The organism is Lacinutrix himadriensis, assembly GCF_001418105.1.
GTDB classification, from domain to species: Bacteria; Bacteroidota; Bacteroidia; order Flavobacteriales; family Flavobacteriaceae; genus Oceanihabitans; species Oceanihabitans himadriense.
In genome coordinates this window covers 511,992-532,156 of sequence record NZ_LIQI01000022.1, presented here as the reverse complement: position 1 = coordinate 532,156, position 20,165 = coordinate 511,992, and the positions used below count along the sequence as shown (strand labels likewise).

Genomic DNA, 20,165 nt, shown 5'->3' with positions numbered 1-20,165 from the left:
TTACTCCCGCTTATCTATCACCAAAATAGGCTTTCTACTCATTGCAGGAAACTGTAATTTAATAATTTCCTTTTTATCATGAAAGGCAATCCTTGGCGCAACACGAAGTTTGGCTCTAAAGTGATCTTTTATATGTTGTAATAATTTTTCGGAAGGATTTGTTGCAGCGATCTTAATTAAGATTTCATCGGTACCAATATCATTATGCGAAAGCTCAATAACATAGGCTTCAACTTCATTAAAATCGTTTAAAATATTATCCATTGCTGGCGGATACAAAGTGGTTCCTTTGTATTTTATCATTTGTTTTCTTCTTCCAACAACTGGTCCTAAACGCATGGTGTTTCTGCCACAAGCACAAGCTTCTTTATTTGCTTTTACCATGTCGCCTGTTTTAAAACGTAACAAAGGCATGCCTTCTATACCAAGTGTTGTAATTGTGAGTTCCCCAACTTCTCCTTCGGCTACTATATTATCGTTATCGTCTAGAATCTCCACAATGATTAATTCCGGGTGTTGATGTCCACCTTGTTGGTGTTCACACTCCGTAAATGCAGTATTCATTTCGGTAGAAGCGTAGGTAGAAAACAATTCAATATCCCACTTTTCTGTAATTTTTTGCGATAAGGTATTTAAACTAAAATCTTGATTTCGTAACGGTTCGCCAATACAGATAGCACCTTTTACTCCAGATGCATTTACATCGATATTATGTTGCTCTGCGTATTCGATTAGTTTTAATAAAAAAGAAGGAACTGCAATTAGATACGTTGGATGAAACTTTAAAATAGAATCCCATTGTAATTCCGGGATTCCAGCGCCAACACGAATGATTCCTGCGCCAAGTTTACGTACACCAAGAAAGTATGCCAATCCAGCCATAAAACGTCTGTCTATGGTAGTCATCAATTGTACAACATCTTCCTTGCCAACTCCTGCACAAGCAAAAGAAATCGCTTCGTTGTATGCTAAACGCTCTAGGTCATTATCGGTTAAAGCAAAAGTTACAGGATCTCCTAAAGTCCCAGAAGTAGTGACGTAATCAATGATCTTACTTTTAGGTACACATAAAAAATCATCATTATGTTGTTGTAGTTGATCTTTTGTTGTCACCGGAATTTTAGATAAATCTTCAATAGATTGTATCGCATCTAGATCGATATTGTTTTCTGAAAACACACGTTTGTAATACGCGGAGTTTTCATTTAAATACATCAATAATTCGGCTAACTTTTCTTCTTGAAAAGCTTTTATTTCTTGTGTAGATGCTTGTTCTATTTTAGGAATCATAAATCTAATTTCCTTTTAATTTTCTTAATATATTTTTCTAATTCCTCTTGATCTGGAACCGTTGTAATCTCTTTAGTTTGTGCAGTTTCAAAAGCGTGCAATGCTGCTGTGTAAAACCCTTTTTCGTAATAGTATGTACCGACAAGATAATATACTTCCCAATATTCTGGGTTTAGTTGTATGGTTTCGGTAAGTTTTTCTAAAGGAATATGTGCATCGTCACCAATAGCATGTTGTAATTCTTTACTAGAAATACGATATGCTTCATAATTTCTATATGCTTCGGTAAACTGAAAAGCATCTGCTTCAATTGTTAATTCGGGTTTTGAAAGATTTAACTTGGCTGCAGAATCCGTACTGAAAACTTCATCTAAATCGTAAGCCACAAAAGCTCCCAATTGATACGGATTGGAAGAAACCCAAACTTGACGTTCTTCGGGTTTAAAAACAATCCCATGATGTGCTAATAACTGATTTAAGGCTTTTTCATTACCATAACCAATAGCTTTGTCGTGCAAACCTTCTTTGTTTCTTAAAATGTCTACAGCATCTTGTACACTTAGTTTTTCCGTTGCACCTATAAGTTCTTCCAAACGCTCGTAACGATATTGCGAATGGCTTTCTGCAATTGCTTTTAAGTTATTCTTGTCTTCCGCGTACGCGTCACTTTGAAAATGATTGGTACAAATAAGTTGGTTGGTATTTGCTACTTCGTAAACCCCAAAATTCTTAGGGGAAACTTCTATAGTAACGGCTTTTTTGTCTTTTGCACTACCTACAAAAATAGATTCCGAAACAAAAACTTGGCGCTTTTTAGCAATCGCAATCGCTTCTTCAATATTGGTTGCGTATTGTAAAATTTCACGATTTAAAATAGAAATCGGTGTTTTGGCAATCCACGGAATTTTAGATTTCCCAGCATTTATAGTGACTGTTAGTCCGTGTTCATTCATTCCAGAAACCACACCAATCATCCCTGGCCAAGTAACCGACATAAATTTATAACCTTCTGTAGGATTTACAAAGGCTACGATTTTGTTTTTTGCGAAATCATCGCCAGCGTAGAAATCGAGATTTCTTCCAATTAATAATTGTCCGTCTTCGGTTTTATTTCCCCAAGCTGCAAAAGAAGAACAGCCAACCAGCATTAAGTCTTGCATGGCGTGACCAATATCATGTGCACCATGCAGATACATGACTCTTAAATAGTTTTCTGCAATATGATTGTACTCATTGGATGCGTATTTGGAGAGTCCGAGAATCTCCGACTTATATGCTTCTGGAATATGTAAATACATTTTACGGTTGTAGAATGCTAAAACCTTACGCAAAAGATATTGCTTGAATTTAGAAGGTACTAAATCGTCAATCTTACTTAAAAAAGCATCCTCTTGTATTTTGAATAAATCTTCGGTTAGCAAACCTGTATTTAAACCAATTTGATAGGCATTTCCTTCTACAAAAAGTTCATAAGAACCATATTCATTTTTTGCAAAACTGTTGTTTCCAGAAGTAAATGTAGAATCGTTAATCGTTATTTTTTCAGAAATTGTAGCATCATAACCACTAACATCTGGTACATCATGAATGGACTTGGAGATACCACAAGAAGTGAGTACAGCAAAAAGTACGACAACTAAAAACGAAGGATAACTATTAAAATTTTTAATCTTCATGGCTGTTAGATTCTAGAATCTTATCTAATAAATAATCTTTACCAAGAATTTCGGAACAGGTAATAATAGCACTTATAGTTACTCCTAAAATACCATGCATGTTTAAACTTTGTCCTGTGAAAAATAGATTTTTTATTTTCGTTTTTGGCGATAAATGCGAGTGTAAAGGCTTGTTTACATCTTTTACATAGGCATACATGGAACCACGATTACTACCAATATAATCTCTATAGGATAATGGTGTTGAGGTGTAATATTCTTCAATACAATCTCTTAAATCAGGGAATTTCTTCACCAACTCATCAATCAATGTTTCTGCTTTTTGGGTTTTAAACTGCTCGTAGGTTTGTCCTCTTTCGTTTTTATTAGCAACCGTATTATGCGTGTCTTCCCAAGGTTTTACTTCGTCGTAATTCATGTAGGTCATCACGGCAATACTATCACCAAATCCGTTAGAATTTTTCTTAATCCCCATCGACATCATATAACCTTCTGGCCAGCTTTCTTGGGTGTAGTTGTGGGAATCCCAAACCTTACTAGAATCCTTAAAATGATAGAAATTCTTATTTTGGTATTTAAAAGTATCTGGTTTTAGAACCAGGTATAAAGTGAAAGCAGCAATGGTACTTTCAATTTTTTCAATTCTGTTGGTATACGATTTTCTAAACTTATCTTCACCTACCATTTTTACGGTAAGTTTCGGTTCTATATTCGAGATAAATAAATCGCCTTTAATTTCAATTCCTTTGGTGGTCATTGCTGAAGTAATTAAACCATCTTCAAAGCCAAATGTAGAAACTTCATGGTGTTTGTATACTTCTCCGCCTTCCGCTTTTAAGCGTTTAATAAGCACTTTGGTAATTTGACTTCCGCCATTTACACAACGATACGAACTCTGTATGTACGAGTTTGTAGATAAAGCATGCACGAAAAAAGGTGTTTTATTTTGATCTCCAGCATATAAATAGTTAGAGCCAGCTAAAACCGCTTGAAGCTTTTTATTGGTGGTAAAGGAATTAATATATTCTTTTGCTGGAAGCTGAAAAATCTCTGCATCATCATAATAAGGTTTTCCTTTTTCAAGAGAATATAAAGGGAATTTTTTACAAGTTGTTTGCAGTTTATCGCAGTACATTCGGATGCCTTCTTCCTCTTCAGGGAAATCTTCTAATAAGTTTTTTATGAAGTTATCATAACCTTGCGCATGTTTGTATTCTTTTGGGTCGCCATCAAAAGAGATAATATCAAAACCGTCTTCATCCATTTTATGAAGCTGTATGCCGTCTAAAATATCAATATATTTAAAGTACTGATGCAGGTTTTGCCCTTCGCTTAATCCGCCAATATAATGTACGCCAGTATCAAAAATGGTTTTGTTACGTACAAAGGTTTGTAGGTTTCCACCGTATTGATTGTTCTTTTCTAAAACACAAACACTCTTTCCTTCTTTAGCAAGAATGATTGCAGAAACCATTCCTGCAAGACCACTTCCAACTATTACAACATCATAATGTTCTTTGTACTTCAATATTTTATTTTTTTAAGATACTAAGCGTATCGTTTTCTATTTCTACTTTAAAACCTAAGGATTTTAAAGTTTCAAGATATAAATTTCGGCTGTCTTTTAATAATACAAAAAGATTTACAGTATTTGCTATGTTTTTAATTTCATTTTCTGAAATACCTTCTAGGTTAAGTATAGCAACATTAGCCTTGTTTTGTGCTGTTTCTTCTATAGAATTACAAACCGAAATTTTATAATGTGTATTTGGTATATAGCTGTTTTTAACGATTGCTCTTTCGTTTTCATCTTGGATAAAAGTGAAAATTTTCCTATCCGGATGATCTAAAGCCAATAAGAAATCTAGTTGTCCGGAATCTTTAGAGAAATGAATAATACTAGCTTTTTCGTCTAAAGTATTTAAAAGCGCTCTGTAATTTTTTGCGTTGGTATTTAAGTCGGCTTTTACTTTATGGTAAAGCGCATCTCCTTTATACCTAAAGTCTTCTAAAACGATACGATGAAAGTAAGTTTCGTTTTCTAACTCTTCACGAAGCAGATTAAATTCCTTCTTAAAATACGCACTAATGCTTTTCGTTTTTTCTCTAGAGGTTGTTCCGAAACTTACGTCTTCCGCAGGAATTCTATCTAATATTTTTATAGTAAGATGCTCTCTTTTTATGATGAAACTTCCTTTTGGTAGGACTTCTGAATTCCCATGAATAAGGATAGGAAGAATATCTAGATTTAATTCTTCGGCTAAGAAAAAAGCACCTTTATGAAAGCGTTTTATCTTGTTGGTATACGATCGTGTTCCTTCTGGAAAAGCCATTAAAGAATAGCCTTGATCTAGTTTGGTTTTTAAATGGGAAACACCGCCATCAATACCGTTAGAAACCGGATAAAAACCAGCCATTTTTACAGTTCTACCAAAAACCGGTGAGTTGTATACCCAATCGTTTACCAAGAAAATAATTTTTGGAGACTGCATACCAATTGCTAGAATATCTAGAAAAGAAGTATGGTTAGCGATGATTATTGCCTGCTTTTTAAAGGTTTCGTTATTTAGATTTAGCGTTTTTACTTTAACAAATGGATTGGTGAAAAATACAGATCGCATGAACTTAGAAAGCACTTGATGAAACCATGGCATTTTTATTTTTTTGGAAAGTGGAATAAGTGGAAATACTATTGCAGCTATTATTCCTAAAACAAATCCACCAATACCATAATACCCAAAAGAAAAAAGTGCATGTAATAATAAATGAAAGGTAATTGGTCTTTTGGTTTTGCTACCAATAAATAATTTAAAAAGTAATGGTTGTACACTAAACGAAATAAGCAACGCAGACAAAATACCAATGATAGAAACCAAAGAGATAGAATGTAAGGCTGGATGCTTTGCGAAAATTAAAACACCGACTCCTAAAATAGTAGTTATAACCGAAAGGATAATAGAGGTTTTATGTGTTGGTAAAGCTGCTTCTCCAGTCTTATATTCGTGCAATAAACCGTTGGTGATAAAGATGCAATAGTCGATGCCTAAACCAAAAATAAAGGTAGAAATAATGATATTGAAAATATTAAATTGAATACCAAATAATCCCATCACACCAAGCGTTGCCAACCAAGTAAGTGCAATTGGTATTGCTGTCACTAAGGTTAAGGAAATGCTTCTGTAAAAGAGTAACAACAACAGTAAAACTACAATAGAAGAATATAAAACCAAACGATTAAAGTCGGTTTTAAGATTCCCTAAAAAGGTTTCATTCATGTGTTTTCTATCTACAACAATGGTTTGTTTGAAATCTTTAAAAGTATCTACTAGGTTTTGCGTGTTTTCATCTTGTACTTTTACTAAAGTGGTAACGGTAGAGAAATCGTCCTTAGTAGTTATATAGTCTTCGGTAGAAATGGTTTTTAAAGCTTTAAAGTCTGCGACAGAAAGTGGTGTAAACCTGTTTTCTAAATGTGCATAAAAAGCTTTAAAAGTAGTTGGCTTAAACCCTAGAGTTTTTCCGCTTTCAATTAAGTTTTCCTTGGTGTTTTGTATGTTTTGGGTAGTCCAAAAACGATTCCAAGTATTGATTTTTTCATTTTGGATGACTTCCGATTGCACTAAAGAACCAATAGAGCTAAATTGGATAATGTTATTCTTTTGTTGGAGGTCTTTTAGTAATGGAAAAATAGCATCGTTCACTTGTAATGCTTCTTGTTCTGTTTTTCCGTAGGCAGCCAAATACACCGATTTGGAAGAGATATTAGTCAGCGCATCCAATCTTTTTTGCGCATCAATTAACGCTTGAGGCTCAAAATTAAGTGTATTTAAATCTTTATTAAAAGTCACTTTATTATAGGTGAAAGCACTAATACCGATAAGAATTGCCAAAGCAATTAATACCCATTTGTTTTTATGCAAAGGATACGATGCAACCCGATCTATAATGTTTTTTTTGTCCGTTGTTTCAGCTTTTGTACGATACACTTGCGGAATAAAAAGTAACGCAAAAACCGAAGCTCCTAAAACGCTAATTGCAGCAAAAATTCCTAAATCCTGTAATGCTTGCGATTCAATAAAAAGCAGACATAAAAAAGCAAGAGCAGTCGTTAAACTACTCATTAAAATAGGTTTTGTGATTTCGGTATACAACTGTTTTACATTGTTATTACTGCGAATGTGCGTAAGAATATGCAATGCGTAATCTAAAGTAACACCAAGAAGTACAGAACCAATTCCTAAGGAAATAGCAGAGATTTTACCACGAATTAGATACAGTAAACTAACCGCCAAAAGTGCACCTAAAACAGTTGGCGTAAATAGTATTATTGGTACACTAAGTTTTTTATAAAACAGAATTAGAATCAGCAATAATACCGTAATTGCAATACCAACGGTAAGCTGAATATCTTTTTTTATTTGCTTGGCATTTGCGACAGCAATTAGTGCTCCACCAAAATATTCTCCGGTTACCTTGTCTTGAAAAGTAGTGTTAAGCTGTTCTTGTAAATTGTATAAATTATCTGCAAAAGTGGCGTTTTCTGCAGTTTCACTAGAGGCGAAAGTTGGCGTAATAAAAAGCAGTACATTGTTTTTGTCTTTGCTAATTATAAACCCGTTGTGTAAGGTAAAGTCATCCCCAAAACTGAGTTCTTGTAATTTCTTTAAAGCGATAAAAGATAAACCTAAAGGATCTTTTAGTATGGTTTCTTTTGCTACAAACCCAGAAGGTGAAATCAGGGTTTTATAATTGGCATTTGTAGTATTTTGGATGCTATCTTTATCTAGCTTTTTCTGAATGGTTTGGTAATCGGTTTTATCTAAAAATAAAGGCAGATTATTGTAGACAAAGTCTAAGGTGTTCATCACATCTTCATCTGCAACTTGTCCTTGAATCTCTTTTATATATGCTTCGGAAGTATTAGAAATGCTATCTATAAATGCCGTTGCATATTTTGTTAAATCATCTACGTTTCCGTTTTCTTTACGCTGAATGTTAACAATTATCTTATCGGCAAAATTAACCTGTTTTAATACTTTTTGTGCTTCGGAAGATTTTTCGCTTTGCGGAATAAGTTTCGTTATATCTTCTTCAAATTCAATATTAGAAGCAAGAAAGAATAAACCAATAATTAACGACAACAAAATACCGATACTCAAAGGTTTTTGCGACGCTATACGTTGGTATATGTTGTAAAACAGCTTATCCATTTTGTAGTGTTGTGTTCTTTTTTTTGAAAAAGGTAAAGAATATAAAACTTATTATACCAAATACAATAGCCGAAATTGTTGCTAGTGTAAAACTACCTACAAGATATGTTTTTAGATGTTCTGTAATATCAAAACCATTTTTAAACATATCTAAAGTATAGTTAAAATCTAAACCTAAAAGACGTTGTCCAATAACCGAACTTCCATATAATATAAACGGAATAAAAGGAGGTAAGCTCACGTTAGAAAAGCCAAAAGCAATCGCTTTATTTAGTTTAAATAGTATGGCTAATGATATTACGAGTAATGTTTGAAATCCCCAAAAAGGAGATATCCCAATAAATACACCAAGTGCAACAGATAATGCTTTTTTAGTTGGCGAATCTTGATGCCCTAAAAAGTCTTCGACAAAGAATCGTTTAATTCCTTTTTTTTTTAATTTCCTAAATAAGTTTCTAGGCTTTATATAAAACGCTAAGATTAAAATTAAGCAAGTATTTAAAATGCTAATTCTAGTAAAATCTTTAAAAGGTCTGAAGTGTGAAACGCGTTCACTTTCATCATACAATACTTTTATAGGAATGTTTTTTACTTCGACATCATTCCAAGCAGATTTTACGATGACTTCTATTTCAAATTCGAATTTCTTCGTATAAAACTTTAATTTTTCTAAAGCTTTTAAAGGATACATTCGAAACCCAGATTGGGTATCTGTGAGTTTAATTCCGGTTTCAAACCAAAACCAGAAGTTAGAAAATTTATTACCAAAGCTACTTTTTCCAGGAACACCTTCTTGTTCCATGTTTCTTGCTCCAATAAGTAATAGGTTTTTATTTTCGGCTTGTTCTAAAGCTGCAACAAATACTTGTATGTCTTCCGGGAAATGTTGTCCGTCAGAATCAATAGTTATTGCATAATCATAACCTAAAGCAGTTGCTTTAATAAAACCTTGGCGTAACGCATTTCCTTTACCTTGGTTTTTTGGAACCAAAATATGTTGGACTTGGGTATAGTTTTCTAGAATTTGAGAAGTGCTATCTGTAGAACCATCATTAATAATAATAATGTTTTTTGTGTATTGCAAAACACCATCGATTACACGTTTTAAGGTGCGCTCATTGTTGTATGTTGGGATTAACACACAGATTTTCAGACTGTTTATTTTATTAATTAATAGCTCGTTAGTCACTTAGAAAAGTGTTTTCTTTTTAGGAGTCTAAAATTAATGTTTTTTCTTCATCTGTAAAGGCTTTAGACTGTAAAATATAGTCTTTTATGTGTTTTTTTAATGCGGAAGATTGTATGCCACTAAATTGTTTTAAGAGAAAGAGTTTGTCTTCTTCTATATTGCCTTTGTATTTTAAAAGCTTTGGTGTGTTTTCTTGAATACCAATACGAATAAAACGTAACTCTATATTGTTAGGTGCTTTGGTAATTGCATATTCTACTAAAGTAACACCTTCTACAAAACCTTCCTTTTTGGCTTTTAAGGTTTTTGCATGTTTAGCGACCAATGCCATTGCAGCTCCTTTGTATGCTACAAGTTCTACTTTATCTTTTTTGGTAACTGTAGCTAAAGAAGTATTAAAAGCTTCGGTTTTAGTTTTGTCTTGTGCTGCTAATTTGTAGGCATCTCTTACCACGTCTAAATTTAAAGACTGCAGATTTAAGCTTACTACCGTTATTAATAAAATTATTAGTTTCATTTTTAGTTTTTATAAACCTACAAGGTCTTTAAAACCTTGTTCGTTATTTTTCTATAAAGTTACTAGTCAATTTTAATGCCACAGTTTGATCAAACTTGGTAACGTTTTTTACTTTATAGCCTTCTTCGGTTTCACTAATGTCTAAAGTAAGTACTAAATCTGGTGTTTGCTCCGGATTAATAATGGCCATAAACTTAATGTTACTAGAAGATTGCATCATTAATTTTTTACCAACAACACCTTCTGTTAACTCTTTAATAATTTGCATCATGCAAACTCCTGGAGTTACTGGGTTTCCTGGAAAATGTCCTTTAAAGATCTCGTGATCTTTGTTTATTGTAATGTTTGCAGTTGCCAAATTATCGGCAACTGCTACATTATTTACAGTATAAAAGTCTTTTAATTGCATAGTTTTATTTACTAAAATCAAACTTATAAGATACACCTATTTGAAAAACACCATTTAAGTTGTTTTTGTCATAATCGTCATCATAATAAGGATCACTACTGTCTCCAAATTCTGAAAAACCATCATCATAATCAATAATACCTTGTTTGTAGCGTGCTTCAACAGATAAACCAAAAGGGAAATCATAACCAATTCCACCAATAAAGGTAATGTCTATTGGAGCGGTATCATCACTGTAGCTGTAATAATATCCATAAGATTCATTCTCTATATTATCGCCAACTTTTACATCTATTCCAGGTCCGACTAGAAAATGTAAACCAACATCTGGAATTGGAGAAAATTTATTTATTACAGATAAGCCTACATATTGTAACTCTAAATCTCTTCCCTCGGAGGTTTTACTTTGTGCACCTTGTCTAGAATATGTAATTTCTGGTTGTAGTGCATAAATTTCAGCTAGTTGCATTTCTAAAAAACCACCAAAGTAGAAGTCTGTTTTCGTTTCAGAATCTAAGTTACTTACATTTGCAAAATTAACACCAGTTCTAACTCCTGGTTTAAAGGTTGCTTGCGAAAAAGCGGTTGTACCAGCAATAAGTAATGCTAAGCTTAAAATAATTTTTTTCATTGGTTTGTTGTTTTAATTAATAGATTTAAGGTTTGTAAAGTATAACTTTTAGTTCTTTTTAAGAAGTATTTTATCGTCATAGAATAAATACGCTTCATCTAAAAAGGCAACCATGTCTGGCCAGTTGGCAGCTGGTTCAAAATAGTTTTTATAATATTTATTGGTTTTAATAGTTAAAACGTTATTGTTTACTATCGCTTCACTGCTAAATCCACCAGTTTGATTTTCCACGTTTTTATTCAATTTTTCTAGTCCTTGCACCGAATATCCTTCCGGAATGGCTAAAGATATATTATTTGTATATGATCTTGGATAGCTCATATAAATATTGTTATCACGTTGTTTGTGTTCTTCGTCTATATGTGCTTGTCCGCCAATAAGTTTTCCAATTAATAAGATATAATTATTACCAGCTTTTCTAATTAGATCCTCTTTTAAAGAGAATGCTTCTTCAAATTCTAAAGGGTCTTCTACACCAAAACGACCATTATTTAGTACGTTAAACGTGTAGTCATCCATTTCTAGCTCGTATTCGCTAGCTGTTTGTTTTTCTAAGGCTTCTAATTGTTTTTCCTTTTGTTTGTCTATTAAACTCTTGTATTCTTTTTTGTAACGCAGCCTGTCTTTTTCTTTTTTAACTTTATCTAAAACAGATTTGGTTCCGTATTTTTCATGATCTTTATAGATGTAATCATAAAAGTTTAATCGATCCTTTTGCGCCTCTATTTTATTGTGTCCTGTTGTAGCAGACACTCTTTTTATTTGCATTCCTGAAAAATCTTCCAGAAGTGTAATAGCAATAGATTCAGTAGTGTTATTTATTATGTGATCGGAAGCTGGTAAACTCGTTAATTGAATATCTTCAATATGTTTTCTGTCTACTACTTTAAGCGCATATGCTTGCGAATTTTCTAGCAAAGGATTTATTTGATTTACTGTTGAAAACTGATTGAAATGCTCTATATATAAAGGTTTTTCAGTTAGAATCTTTAGTACAAAATCTACATTGTCTTCTATAAGTAAATCTTTAATTGGTCCGTTGTATCTTTTGGTACCAATTAATATTTCGTAATCTATTTTATTGTCTTTTAAAAAGGCTGCAAAGAACTTGATGAACTGCTCGTCGGAATTAAAAATAATCGGATTTTTGTAATATCCATACGGATACATAATCTTGCTTTCGTCTACCACAAATGCTTCGACATAATTGGTGAAGTATTTATGACGAATAAAATAAAAGGCTTCTTTTACCTTTTCTTCTTCGCTTGTAAATTCTTTACCTTTTAAGAATCTTTCTACGTCTCCAAGGTTTCCAAACGGACTGAATTTATCTTCGTATAGATTAAAAATTTCTTCTTTATTAATATCCTTTTTTATGGTAGTTACTTCTTTTGGCATAAATGCATCTGCCTTTTTCTCATGCTTTCTTGTTCTAGCAAATAAGACTTGAAATTTATAAGCAGGAAGTTCTACTAATGGATAAAACCATCTAGGGAAATCATTAGATGCTACATTTTGCATGGTAAAACCATAAAGTCTGGTTTTGTTTTCCTTGGAAAGTGCTGCGTAGGTTTCTAATTCTGGTGCATTATTATACGTATTTAAACTCACAAAGAAATCTTTTTCGGTTTCTAAAGAAAATTTAAAATCTAAAATAGGATAGTGCTCTCCCACAATATCTTCTACATCATCAAATTGATATAAATCGTTTTCACTTACAATGATGTTGGAGTAGAAGTAATAATCTAAAATATCCCCTTTTTCTAGGTTAGGAATGGCTAGTTTGTTTTCGTCTTCTTCTTTTATAGCTTCGTTGTCTACATCAATTTCTATTTCTTCACCACTTGGTTTAATAATTTTTACACCAAGTATAAAAGTGTTTAATAAACCTTGAATGTGCTCTGTCTTTTGATATTTAAATTCAGAAAAATCCTTAACAGCAACTTGATCTAACAACTTAATTTGCTCGTGCTCTATTTTTGTGTATTCGATGCTATTATGCGGTCTGTTGTAAATGTATTTTACTTCTCTATATAATATAACTGCAGATTGGTCTTCTAAATCACTTGGTATAGTAATGCTATTGAAATCTGTTTTTTCACTCCAAATGTATGCTTTTACACTAGCTTCTTTTTTTAAATGCTCTTTCGATTTTTTTTGTGCGAAAGTAGGTACGCTCATTAAAAATACTAATGTTATAAGTAATGCTTTATTCATATTCATTAAGACTTGGTTAATATTATTTGCTCGTTATAAATAGCGTTTAATTTTGTTATTGCATCGTTCCAAGCTTCAAAATCGCTAGTAGTAATCGTTGCATTTTTTATTTCGAATTCCTTTTTGTACACAATAAAATCTGTTTCTTTTTGTAAAGAAATACTTATTTTAAAATTAGCATTATCTACACTAAAAGATTCAGGTAATGCGGAAACCGTATACGATTCTGGGATTTTCAAACGCATTTCTGTAATAACATCTTTCTTGTATGCAAAGTTGTAATTGGTTTGTCTTTCTTCAAAAGTATAGTTATCAAACTCTTTGTAAAAATCTAAATCGATATACATTTCATTGTCGAAAGATGAAACTGCTTTGTTGTGTTTTAAAACGTATTTAACATCTATTTCTGCTTCTCTATTTTCTAGATTAGAAGTTTCTATATCACTAATAAAAATGTTTCTGTTGTTTCTAGCTAGGTAGTCTTTTAAGGCTTCTTGTTTTTTATTGCTTTCTAAATTATTGAAATTATATAAAAAATCTGCTCTACTTTCCCCTTGATATTTTCTACTTGCTTGTCCTTCTATTTCTTCGTTTACAATACTTGCATTAAATAAAAAATACTCCTTGTTTTTTTTAGAGGTACTTGTTGGTACTTCTTCTAATAAAAAGGAATCTTTGTTTTCTATCATGCTTTGCTTCCCTTGAATTCTTTCGGCATATTCGCCAAAAGCACTAAATTTTTCGGTAGGATCTAAAAATATTTTTTTACCATCTTTAAACAAAGTACAAATCATGTGGTTGTCTACCGCTAAGGATGGCGTACTGTAATTGTAAGCAATTCGTTTGGTGCCAATCCAAGTTAATCTCGCATCAAAACCAGCAATAACTAGCATTTCTTTGGCTAAATTTGCCATTCCTTTACAGTCTCCATATCTTTTAGTAAGTACGCTTTCTGCGCTATCTGGTTTAAAACCAGCGATGCCATCTTCAAAAGCAATGTATCTAATATTGTCTTGAATCCAATAGTAGATGTTTTTAATTTTCTCTTCGTCTGTAGTAGCGTCTTTTGTTAATGCGGTTACTTTTTCATTTAACAATTCGCTTTCATGACTGATGTCTTCGGTTAAAGACTTATACCAAGTATATAAATCTTTGGTTTCGTTAAAAAGGATTTGTTTTTCGCCTTTATTGGTAAAGTCTTTTGCTAGTAATAGTACATGCGGATAAATATAACTTGGTCCAGGAGAACTATTTTCATCATAATAAGCTTCTATATTTGCTGTTGTATACGTGATGATTTTTTTATCTCCGACTTGCTCTTCGGTTTTTTGAATGTCGAAATTCTCAAAATTCTTTTCAAATAATTCTACATTTAGCCAATCGGGAATTTCAACAACAATCTTTCTACTTACACTAGGATATTCGCTAGTGAAATAAACACTTGTAAAATATTTAATGTCTTTGGTGTGTTTTATAGATTCGAAAAAATACGTATAACCTTGTGTTGGGAAATCGACATTAGCGTACTTTACACGAGCGTCATTATGAAATAAATCGTTATCTGTATACGAAACATCTTTGCTAAGAATGCGTGCTTCTTTTTTATTTCGATAATAGAATTGAAATTTTTGAATTTCGGATTCTCCATCATAAAAAACAGGTTTTTGAATATCCGATCGAGAGTTGATATTCATTAAATGTTCTTTGGTGTAATTGTTTACAGCAACTTTATTGTCTTCTATAGAAAAAGTAATTAGGTTATCACTTTCTAATAAAACAATATCTTCTTCGTCATAAAGACTTCTTAGTTCTTTTGCTTTGGAAATATCTTCTGGCGTTGGGTCAATTTTTTTCTGACAGTAGCCAATAAACGGAAGTAGCAAAATGATTAAAAATATTTTTTTCATTTTGTAATAGATTTGAGGTTGATTTTCAACTTAATATTAGAGTGAATGATCTCTATATGTTGTGCAATATTATCATTTAAATTGGTAAACAGAAATCTTACTTTTTCTTTATGGCTATTCGCTCTAATGATTTTGCGGATTTCTGGGGATTCAAAGTAATAGTAGGTTTTATTGTCTAAACTTGTTTTTTTGATGATTTTATACGCAATAGCGTATGTCTTTTCAGCTATTAAATGCTCCGTAATTAGGACTTTAAAATCTTTTTTCAATACGTTGATTAGTATTTTTTTATTGAGATCGTCTAGAATGTAATTTACGGTAAAATCGTCTTTATTAAAAGTAAAATCGAAAAGCTTGTTTCCCATTTCTGTGGTAAAAACAATTCTGTGGTGTTGGTCGCCTATTTTTTTGACAATAAAAATACCGCCAAAAGCATTATCATAGACTTCTATGTTCGCTTTGTAAATATAGTCTTGATTGGGATTTGCAAAATACGGATTGCTAATATTGCTAGTTACAGTCGTTGCTACAAAGTTGTTTTTTTTAGGAAACGATGCACAGCCAAAAAAGATAAAGCATATACTAATTAGTAAATATCGCATTATCTAATGTTTGGTTTAGTACTTTATTGCTGAATACTATTTTGGTGTAATCTTGTGAAGGCTCTATCATTTTTACTTCAATAACATCTCCTTTTGTGTTGAATGTAATATGAAAAGCTTGAATGTATTTGGCGAATTTTTTGTCTCTCGGCATAAAATAAACCAAGCTGTTTTGTCTTTATGGAAGTATTCTATAGTAAATTCTGCTTCATCAAACATATCGCCTTTTACACTGCTAATAATAAGTTTGTTTAGCTGTTTAAACATTTTATTGCTTCCAATATCGACATTACTTTTGTTGCCTTCGTCATTTATAAAAAGGGTTTCGTCTTTAAATAAAACCGCATATTTAAAAGGATCGAGATATTCCCATTTCACTAAATCTGGCGCTTTAAAAGCTAATTTACCAGAGGTTTCAATATCATTATCTAAAAAGTCTAAATGTTTGTATTGTATAAAATCGCTAGAAATGGTTTGCGTAGTGCTTGCCAATGCTTTTACTTTTGTTTTTAAAGCTGCTGCTTCTTGCGTACTCATTTGGGTTTGTGCTTGTGTAGCAAAAACGGTGAAAAACAATATATATACTAATTTACGCATACGCTTTTATATGAAATAGGTTGTCTATGGTAACAGACGTTATTTTTTCTTGTTGTAAAAATAACAATAACTGTTCCAAAACAGCAATTGTTTTATCGCTAGTATCGTGTAATAAAATAACATCGCCTTTTTTTAGGTTTTTGGTTACTCTATTAAAAATTCTTTTCTCTGTGATATTTCTGGTGTCTAGCGAGCGTTTGTTCCAACCAACAGGTTGTAGTTTTGTCACTTTTAAAGCACGTTTGATTCTTGGATTAGTAACTCCAAAAGTGGGTCTGTACAGTCTTGGTTCTAAACCAATTTTCTGGGTAATTATAGAATTGGTTTTTTGTAATTCTGCTATGACTTCTTCCGTAGAAAAGAATCCGAAATTAGTACTGTGTGAAAAGGTGTGATTGCCAATGGTATGTCCTTGTTCTATAATGCTTTTGAAGATTTCCGGATGCATTTCTATGTTTTTTCCAATACAGAAAAACGTAGCTTTTGCATTATATTTTTTAAGAAGTGCTAAAACTTTTGGCGTGTATTCTGGATTTGGACCATCATCAAAAGTAATAGAAACTTGATTTTTATTGATGGATGGGTTTGAAATTAAAGAGGTAAAATGATAGTTCCAACCTATTAATGAAGAACCTGCAACAGTAATTAGAAACCAGGCAAATAAGAATAAAATAATATACCCAAACGAAAAATTATAAAAGCTGTAAGCAAGTAACAAACCAATAAGAATTAGGCTTGAAATTATATTTACAGATTTAAATTTTAGCATTGTTTTAGTAACGTGAAACTATGATTTTCTCCACGATACTGATTGTATAACAAGATGGTTTTAAAGGATGTTGTGTCTGTGTTATTCGTTTTCACAACCTCAGGAAGCGTTTGTGTTTTAAGTACTTTAGAGGCTAACCAGAATCCAAAAGAGGACGCTGTGTTAAACTCCCCACATAAATGTTTATAACTAGCTTGTTGTGTGTTTTTAAAACCTTCGGCTAAAGTAGTATAGAAAGCATCGAAATCTACATCGCCATTATTTCCAAGAATTAAAACATCTACATCTTCGATATTTAAATTACTTGCATTTAAAAAGTGGATAGCTTCTTGTAAAACTTCTGTTTCCGCTAAAGTATTATAGGTTTTAATAGCAACGACTTCGGCATAGGTTGTAGCTTGTTTTTCGTTAGAAAGCACAAAGAAATTGGCACCTTCACCAAAAACTGCTCCTTTTGTTTTAGAATCTAATACTTCGGAAGTTTTCACGGCTTCCGCTTTAACTAGGTGTACTAATTTTTGAATTTCAGTAGTATGTTCTCCTAATTCGTCTACACCACCAATTAAGATGTTTTTTTCTTCGTCTAATTCTAATTGCAATTTAGCGTCTATCAAAGTAGATTCAAAAGAAGTACTAGCATGTACGTAGGTGAAATTATAGCCTTTACATTGTAATTCTAAAGCTATTTGTCCGCCAACCGTATTGTGTGTCGATTGAATAAAAGAAGTAGGAGTAAGGTATTGCTCGTCGTTATCAATAATAGCACTTACAAATTTTTCGGAATCGCGAACACAACCCATTCCTGTTCCTGTAATAATGGCGTCTACATTGTCTAATCCAGATTCTTGTATTGCTATTTTTGAAGCTACCACACCCATTTTAATTCCTTTTGCCATACGTCGTGCGGCAGCTGGCGGAATATATTCTTTGTAATTAGGGTTGATAACAGGAAGTACATTGGTTTCGTAATCTTCAATTGCATCTAAAAACGAAGTGTTATCCAATGTTTTTTGAGCAGAAATAGAAGCGATGCTATTTATATAAACGTTCTTCATAATTATTGCTCTTTTGAAAATATTACGGTAGAACAATTTCCTCCAAAACCAAAGGAGTTAGACATCACAGATTGCAATGGCTTTTCTTTTAATTCTAGTTGTGGTGTAATGTTAAATTCCTTCATCTGTGTTTTAAAATTCAGATTAGGGTAAATGATATTGTTTTGTAATGCTAAAATAGAATATACCGCTTCAATGGCACCAGCAGCAGCCAAGGTATGTCCGGTGTATGCTTTGGTAGAACTAAAGTCAGGAACGTTTTCGCCAAAGACTCTAATAATTGCTCTTCCTTCGGATAAATCATTATTTCCAGTTGCGGTTCCATGGGCATTCACGTAATCGATATCTTCGGGGTTGTAACCAGCAATATCTAATGCTTTTTGCATGGCAAGGGTTGCTCCGTCTCCGTTTTCGGAAGAAGCCGTTTGGTGATATGCATCATTCGCATTCCCATAACCTTTTACGTAAGCAAGTACTTTTTTATTTTCTGCTTGTACTACTTTATCGGATTCTAAAACTAAAAAAGCAGCAGCTTCCCCAAGGTTTAAACCTTTTCGGTTTTCATCAAAAGGTGTGCTATAGGTATCGGATAAAATCATCAAGGTTTTAAAACCGTTGATGGTGAATTTAGATAAGCAATCTGTACCTCCAACAATAACACGATCTAGTTGTCCCGATTTTATTAAGCGTGCACCAAGCATTATAGAATTTGCAGCAGAAGAACATGCCGTACTTATGGTGGTAACTAAGCTTTTTTCAATACCTAGTTGTTCTGCAATTTTTTGTGTAGAATCACCAGCATGATGACCTTCAATATATTTTTGAGTGCTTTTATCTTCTAAATAATCATAATAATAACGCTCTGTCATGTCCATGCCACCAACACTTGTTGCCGAAATTAAACCTGTTTTGTATGCATTAATATCTGTAATTCCAGCATCTTGTATTGCTTGTTTTGCAGCTACTGCACCAAGAAGTGCGGTTCTAGAATAATTATTGTCTGAAGTTAAACCAAGTTGTTGCTCTAAAGCTTCATTGGTAAAATCAATCTCTCCAACCATAATATCATTTACATGATTGGTTTTAATTTTAGAAACTCGAGAGATTCCTTTTTTACCAAGTATAAGCGATTGGTAATTTTCTGCAACATTGTTTCCAATGGCAGATATAATTCCCATTCCTGTTATAGCAACTCCTTTACTCATACTTAATTTTTACTTAGATCTGTTTTCTGTAATGTAAGCAGCCATTGTATTAATAGACTCAAAAATAGAACGTCCTTCTTTTGGGTCTGTTAATTTAATACCATAACTTTTATCTAACATTACAATTAACTCTAAAGCATCAATGGAGTCTAAACCTAAACCATCACCAAAAAGCATGTCATCATCTGCAATGTCTGCAATAGTCATGTCTTCTAAGTTTAATTGCTCAATAAGGTTTTCTTTTAATTCTTGTTTTAATGCGTCCATACTATGTATTATATAATTTTATTATGTCTTGTTTACTGTTTGTTATTGTGCCTTCTGTAGACACTAAATATAAAAATGCTTCGTAGTTGTCTTCCCCATCAAATTCTACCCAACCACAAAGTACTTGATCTGCTTTGTTGCTTGATAATAAACTATTTGAATACGTTAACAAATGCGTTGCGTTAAAGTTTTCAAAGATAAAAAAACTATTTTCAGAATACAGCTTATATTTTATACTTATCTCACCAATGCAAATATTTGGTAATGTATACACAAAAACGGCAGGGCTAGGAAAGTAGCTTTCTTTATTTTGAATGGATTCTTGGTGTTTTCTATCGGTATCTAAACTAGAGGCTTTGTTAGAAAATACAATAGCAATATTGTTTTCTTCTTCTAGATTTAGGTTTTCGTTTTTTAATAAAACATCTGCAGCTAAAAAAGCAAGTTTACTCAATTTATCCATTTTAAAAAACTTTGGATATTTTGTGTTTTGGTCTTTGTATGCTGCTTTTATAAAAGGAGAAAACGATTCCTCTTCATCTTTATATACCACAGAACCGTTTAAAGAAACTTGATTGTTCTTTATACTGCAATAGGATTTTATGTGGTAATTGGTATTCATCT

General features: G+C 32.4%; 16 protein-coding genes and 1 pseudogene. All 17 read right to left on the bottom strand.

What is annotated here, in order from left to right; all coding sequences use genetic code 11:
- The 17 genes and pseudogenes from flxY to AMD28_RS09935 all read right to left on the bottom strand — a co-directional run bounded on the left by flxY (position 1) and on the right by AMD28_RS09935 (position 20,163).
- Positions 1 to 1,290 carry a flexirubin biosynthesis putative acyl-CoA ligase FlxY gene (gene flxY / locus AMD28_RS10015; protein ID WP_055443983.1) on the bottom strand — a complete coding sequence of 430 codons (1,290 nt, stop codon included), beginning with the start codon at positions 1,288 to 1,290 and terminating at the stop codon, positions 1 to 3.
- Positions 1,287 to 2,966 (bottom strand): C45 family peptidase, encoded by a 1,680-nt coding sequence (locus AMD28_RS10010; RefSeq protein WP_055443982.1) that lies wholly within the window; start codon positions 2,964 to 2,966, stop codon positions 1,287 to 1,289. Before AMD28_RS10010 ends, flxY begins: the two co-directional genes overlap by 4 nt.
- Positions 2,956 to 4,494, bottom strand: a complete 1,539-nt coding sequence (locus tag AMD28_RS10005) for a phytoene desaturase family protein (protein WP_055443981.1) — start codon at positions 4,492 to 4,494, stop codon at positions 2,956 to 2,958. Before AMD28_RS10005 ends, AMD28_RS10010 begins: the two co-directional genes overlap by 11 nt.
- Positions 4,495 to 4,498: 4 nt before the next feature.
- A complete protein-coding gene (locus tag AMD28_RS10000) occupies positions 4,499 to 8,176 on the bottom strand; it encodes an MMPL family transporter (protein ID WP_055443980.1) in 3,678 nt (1,225 codons plus the stop codon).
- Complete coding sequence (locus AMD28_RS09995) at positions 8,169 to 9,365, bottom strand: DUF2062 domain-containing protein (protein WP_055443979.1); 1,197 nt, start codon at positions 9,363 to 9,365, stop codon at positions 8,169 to 8,171. The genes AMD28_RS10000 and AMD28_RS09995 overlap by 8 nt, the downstream gene beginning before the upstream one ends.
- Before the next feature lie 19 nt (positions 9,366 to 9,384).
- Positions 9,385 to 9,882 carry a hypothetical protein gene (locus AMD28_RS09990; RefSeq protein ID WP_055443978.1) on the bottom strand — a complete coding sequence of 166 codons (498 nt, stop codon included), beginning with the start codon at positions 9,880 to 9,882 and terminating at the stop codon, positions 9,385 to 9,387.
- Positions 9,883 to 9,925: 43 nt separating this feature from the next.
- Positions 9,926 to 10,291: an ApeI family dehydratase gene (locus AMD28_RS09985; RefSeq protein WP_055444360.1), complete on the bottom strand. Its 366-nt coding sequence runs from the start codon at positions 10,289 to 10,291 to the stop codon at positions 9,926 to 9,928.
- Positions 10,292 to 10,295: 4 nt separating this feature from the next.
- Positions 10,296 to 10,922, bottom strand: a complete 627-nt coding sequence (locus AMD28_RS09980) for a porin family protein (protein ID WP_055443977.1) — start codon at positions 10,920 to 10,922, stop codon at positions 10,296 to 10,298.
- A gap of 48 nt (positions 10,923 to 10,970) precedes the next feature.
- Complete coding sequence (locus AMD28_RS09975; protein ID WP_055443976.1) at positions 10,971 to 13,145, bottom strand: DUF3857 domain-containing protein; 2,175 nt, start codon at positions 13,143 to 13,145, stop codon at positions 10,971 to 10,973.
- Positions 13,145 to 15,046: a transglutaminase-like domain-containing protein gene (locus tag AMD28_RS09970; protein ID WP_055443975.1), complete on the bottom strand. Its 1,902-nt coding sequence runs from the start codon at positions 15,044 to 15,046 to the stop codon at positions 13,145 to 13,147. Before AMD28_RS09970 ends, AMD28_RS09975 begins: the two co-directional genes overlap by 1 nt.
- Complete coding sequence (gene lolB2, locus AMD28_RS09965; protein ID WP_055443974.1) at positions 15,043 to 15,648, bottom strand: flexirubin biosynthesis protein LolB2; 606 nt, start codon at positions 15,646 to 15,648, stop codon at positions 15,043 to 15,045. Before lolB2 ends, AMD28_RS09970 begins: the two co-directional genes overlap by 4 nt.
- A pseudogene (lolA2, locus tag AMD28_RS09960) lies at positions 15,629 to 16,245 on the bottom strand (flexirubin biosynthesis/transport protein LolA2). The gene lolB2 and the pseudogene lolA2 overlap by 20 nt, the downstream one beginning before the upstream one ends.
- On the bottom strand, positions 16,238 to 17,014 hold the full coding sequence (locus AMD28_RS09955; RefSeq protein ID WP_055443973.1) for a polysaccharide deacetylase family protein: 777 nt from the start codon (positions 17,012 to 17,014) through the stop codon (positions 16,238 to 16,240). Before AMD28_RS09955 ends, lolA2 begins: the two are co-directional and overlap by 8 nt.
- Positions 17,008 to 18,069 carry a beta-ketoacyl synthase N-terminal-like domain-containing protein gene (locus AMD28_RS09950; protein ID WP_055443972.1) on the bottom strand — a complete coding sequence of 354 codons (1,062 nt, stop codon included), beginning with the start codon at positions 18,067 to 18,069 and terminating at the stop codon, positions 17,008 to 17,010. Before AMD28_RS09950 ends, AMD28_RS09955 begins: the two co-directional genes overlap by 7 nt.
- Before the next feature lie 2 nt (positions 18,070 to 18,071).
- On the bottom strand, positions 18,072 to 19,274 hold the full coding sequence (locus AMD28_RS09945) for a beta-ketoacyl-[acyl-carrier-protein] synthase family protein (protein WP_055443971.1): 1,203 nt from the start codon (positions 19,272 to 19,274) through the stop codon (positions 18,072 to 18,074).
- Positions 19,275 to 19,283: 9 nt separating this feature from the next.
- Positions 19,284 to 19,541, bottom strand: a complete 258-nt coding sequence (locus AMD28_RS09940) for a phosphopantetheine-binding protein (RefSeq protein WP_055443970.1) — start codon at positions 19,539 to 19,541, stop codon at positions 19,284 to 19,286.
- Position 19,542: 1 nt separating this feature from the next.
- On the bottom strand, positions 19,543 to 20,163 hold the full coding sequence (locus AMD28_RS09935) for a hypothetical protein (protein ID WP_055443969.1): 621 nt from the start codon (positions 20,161 to 20,163) through the stop codon (positions 19,543 to 19,545).
- Positions 20,164 to 20,165 lie beyond the last annotated feature (2 nt).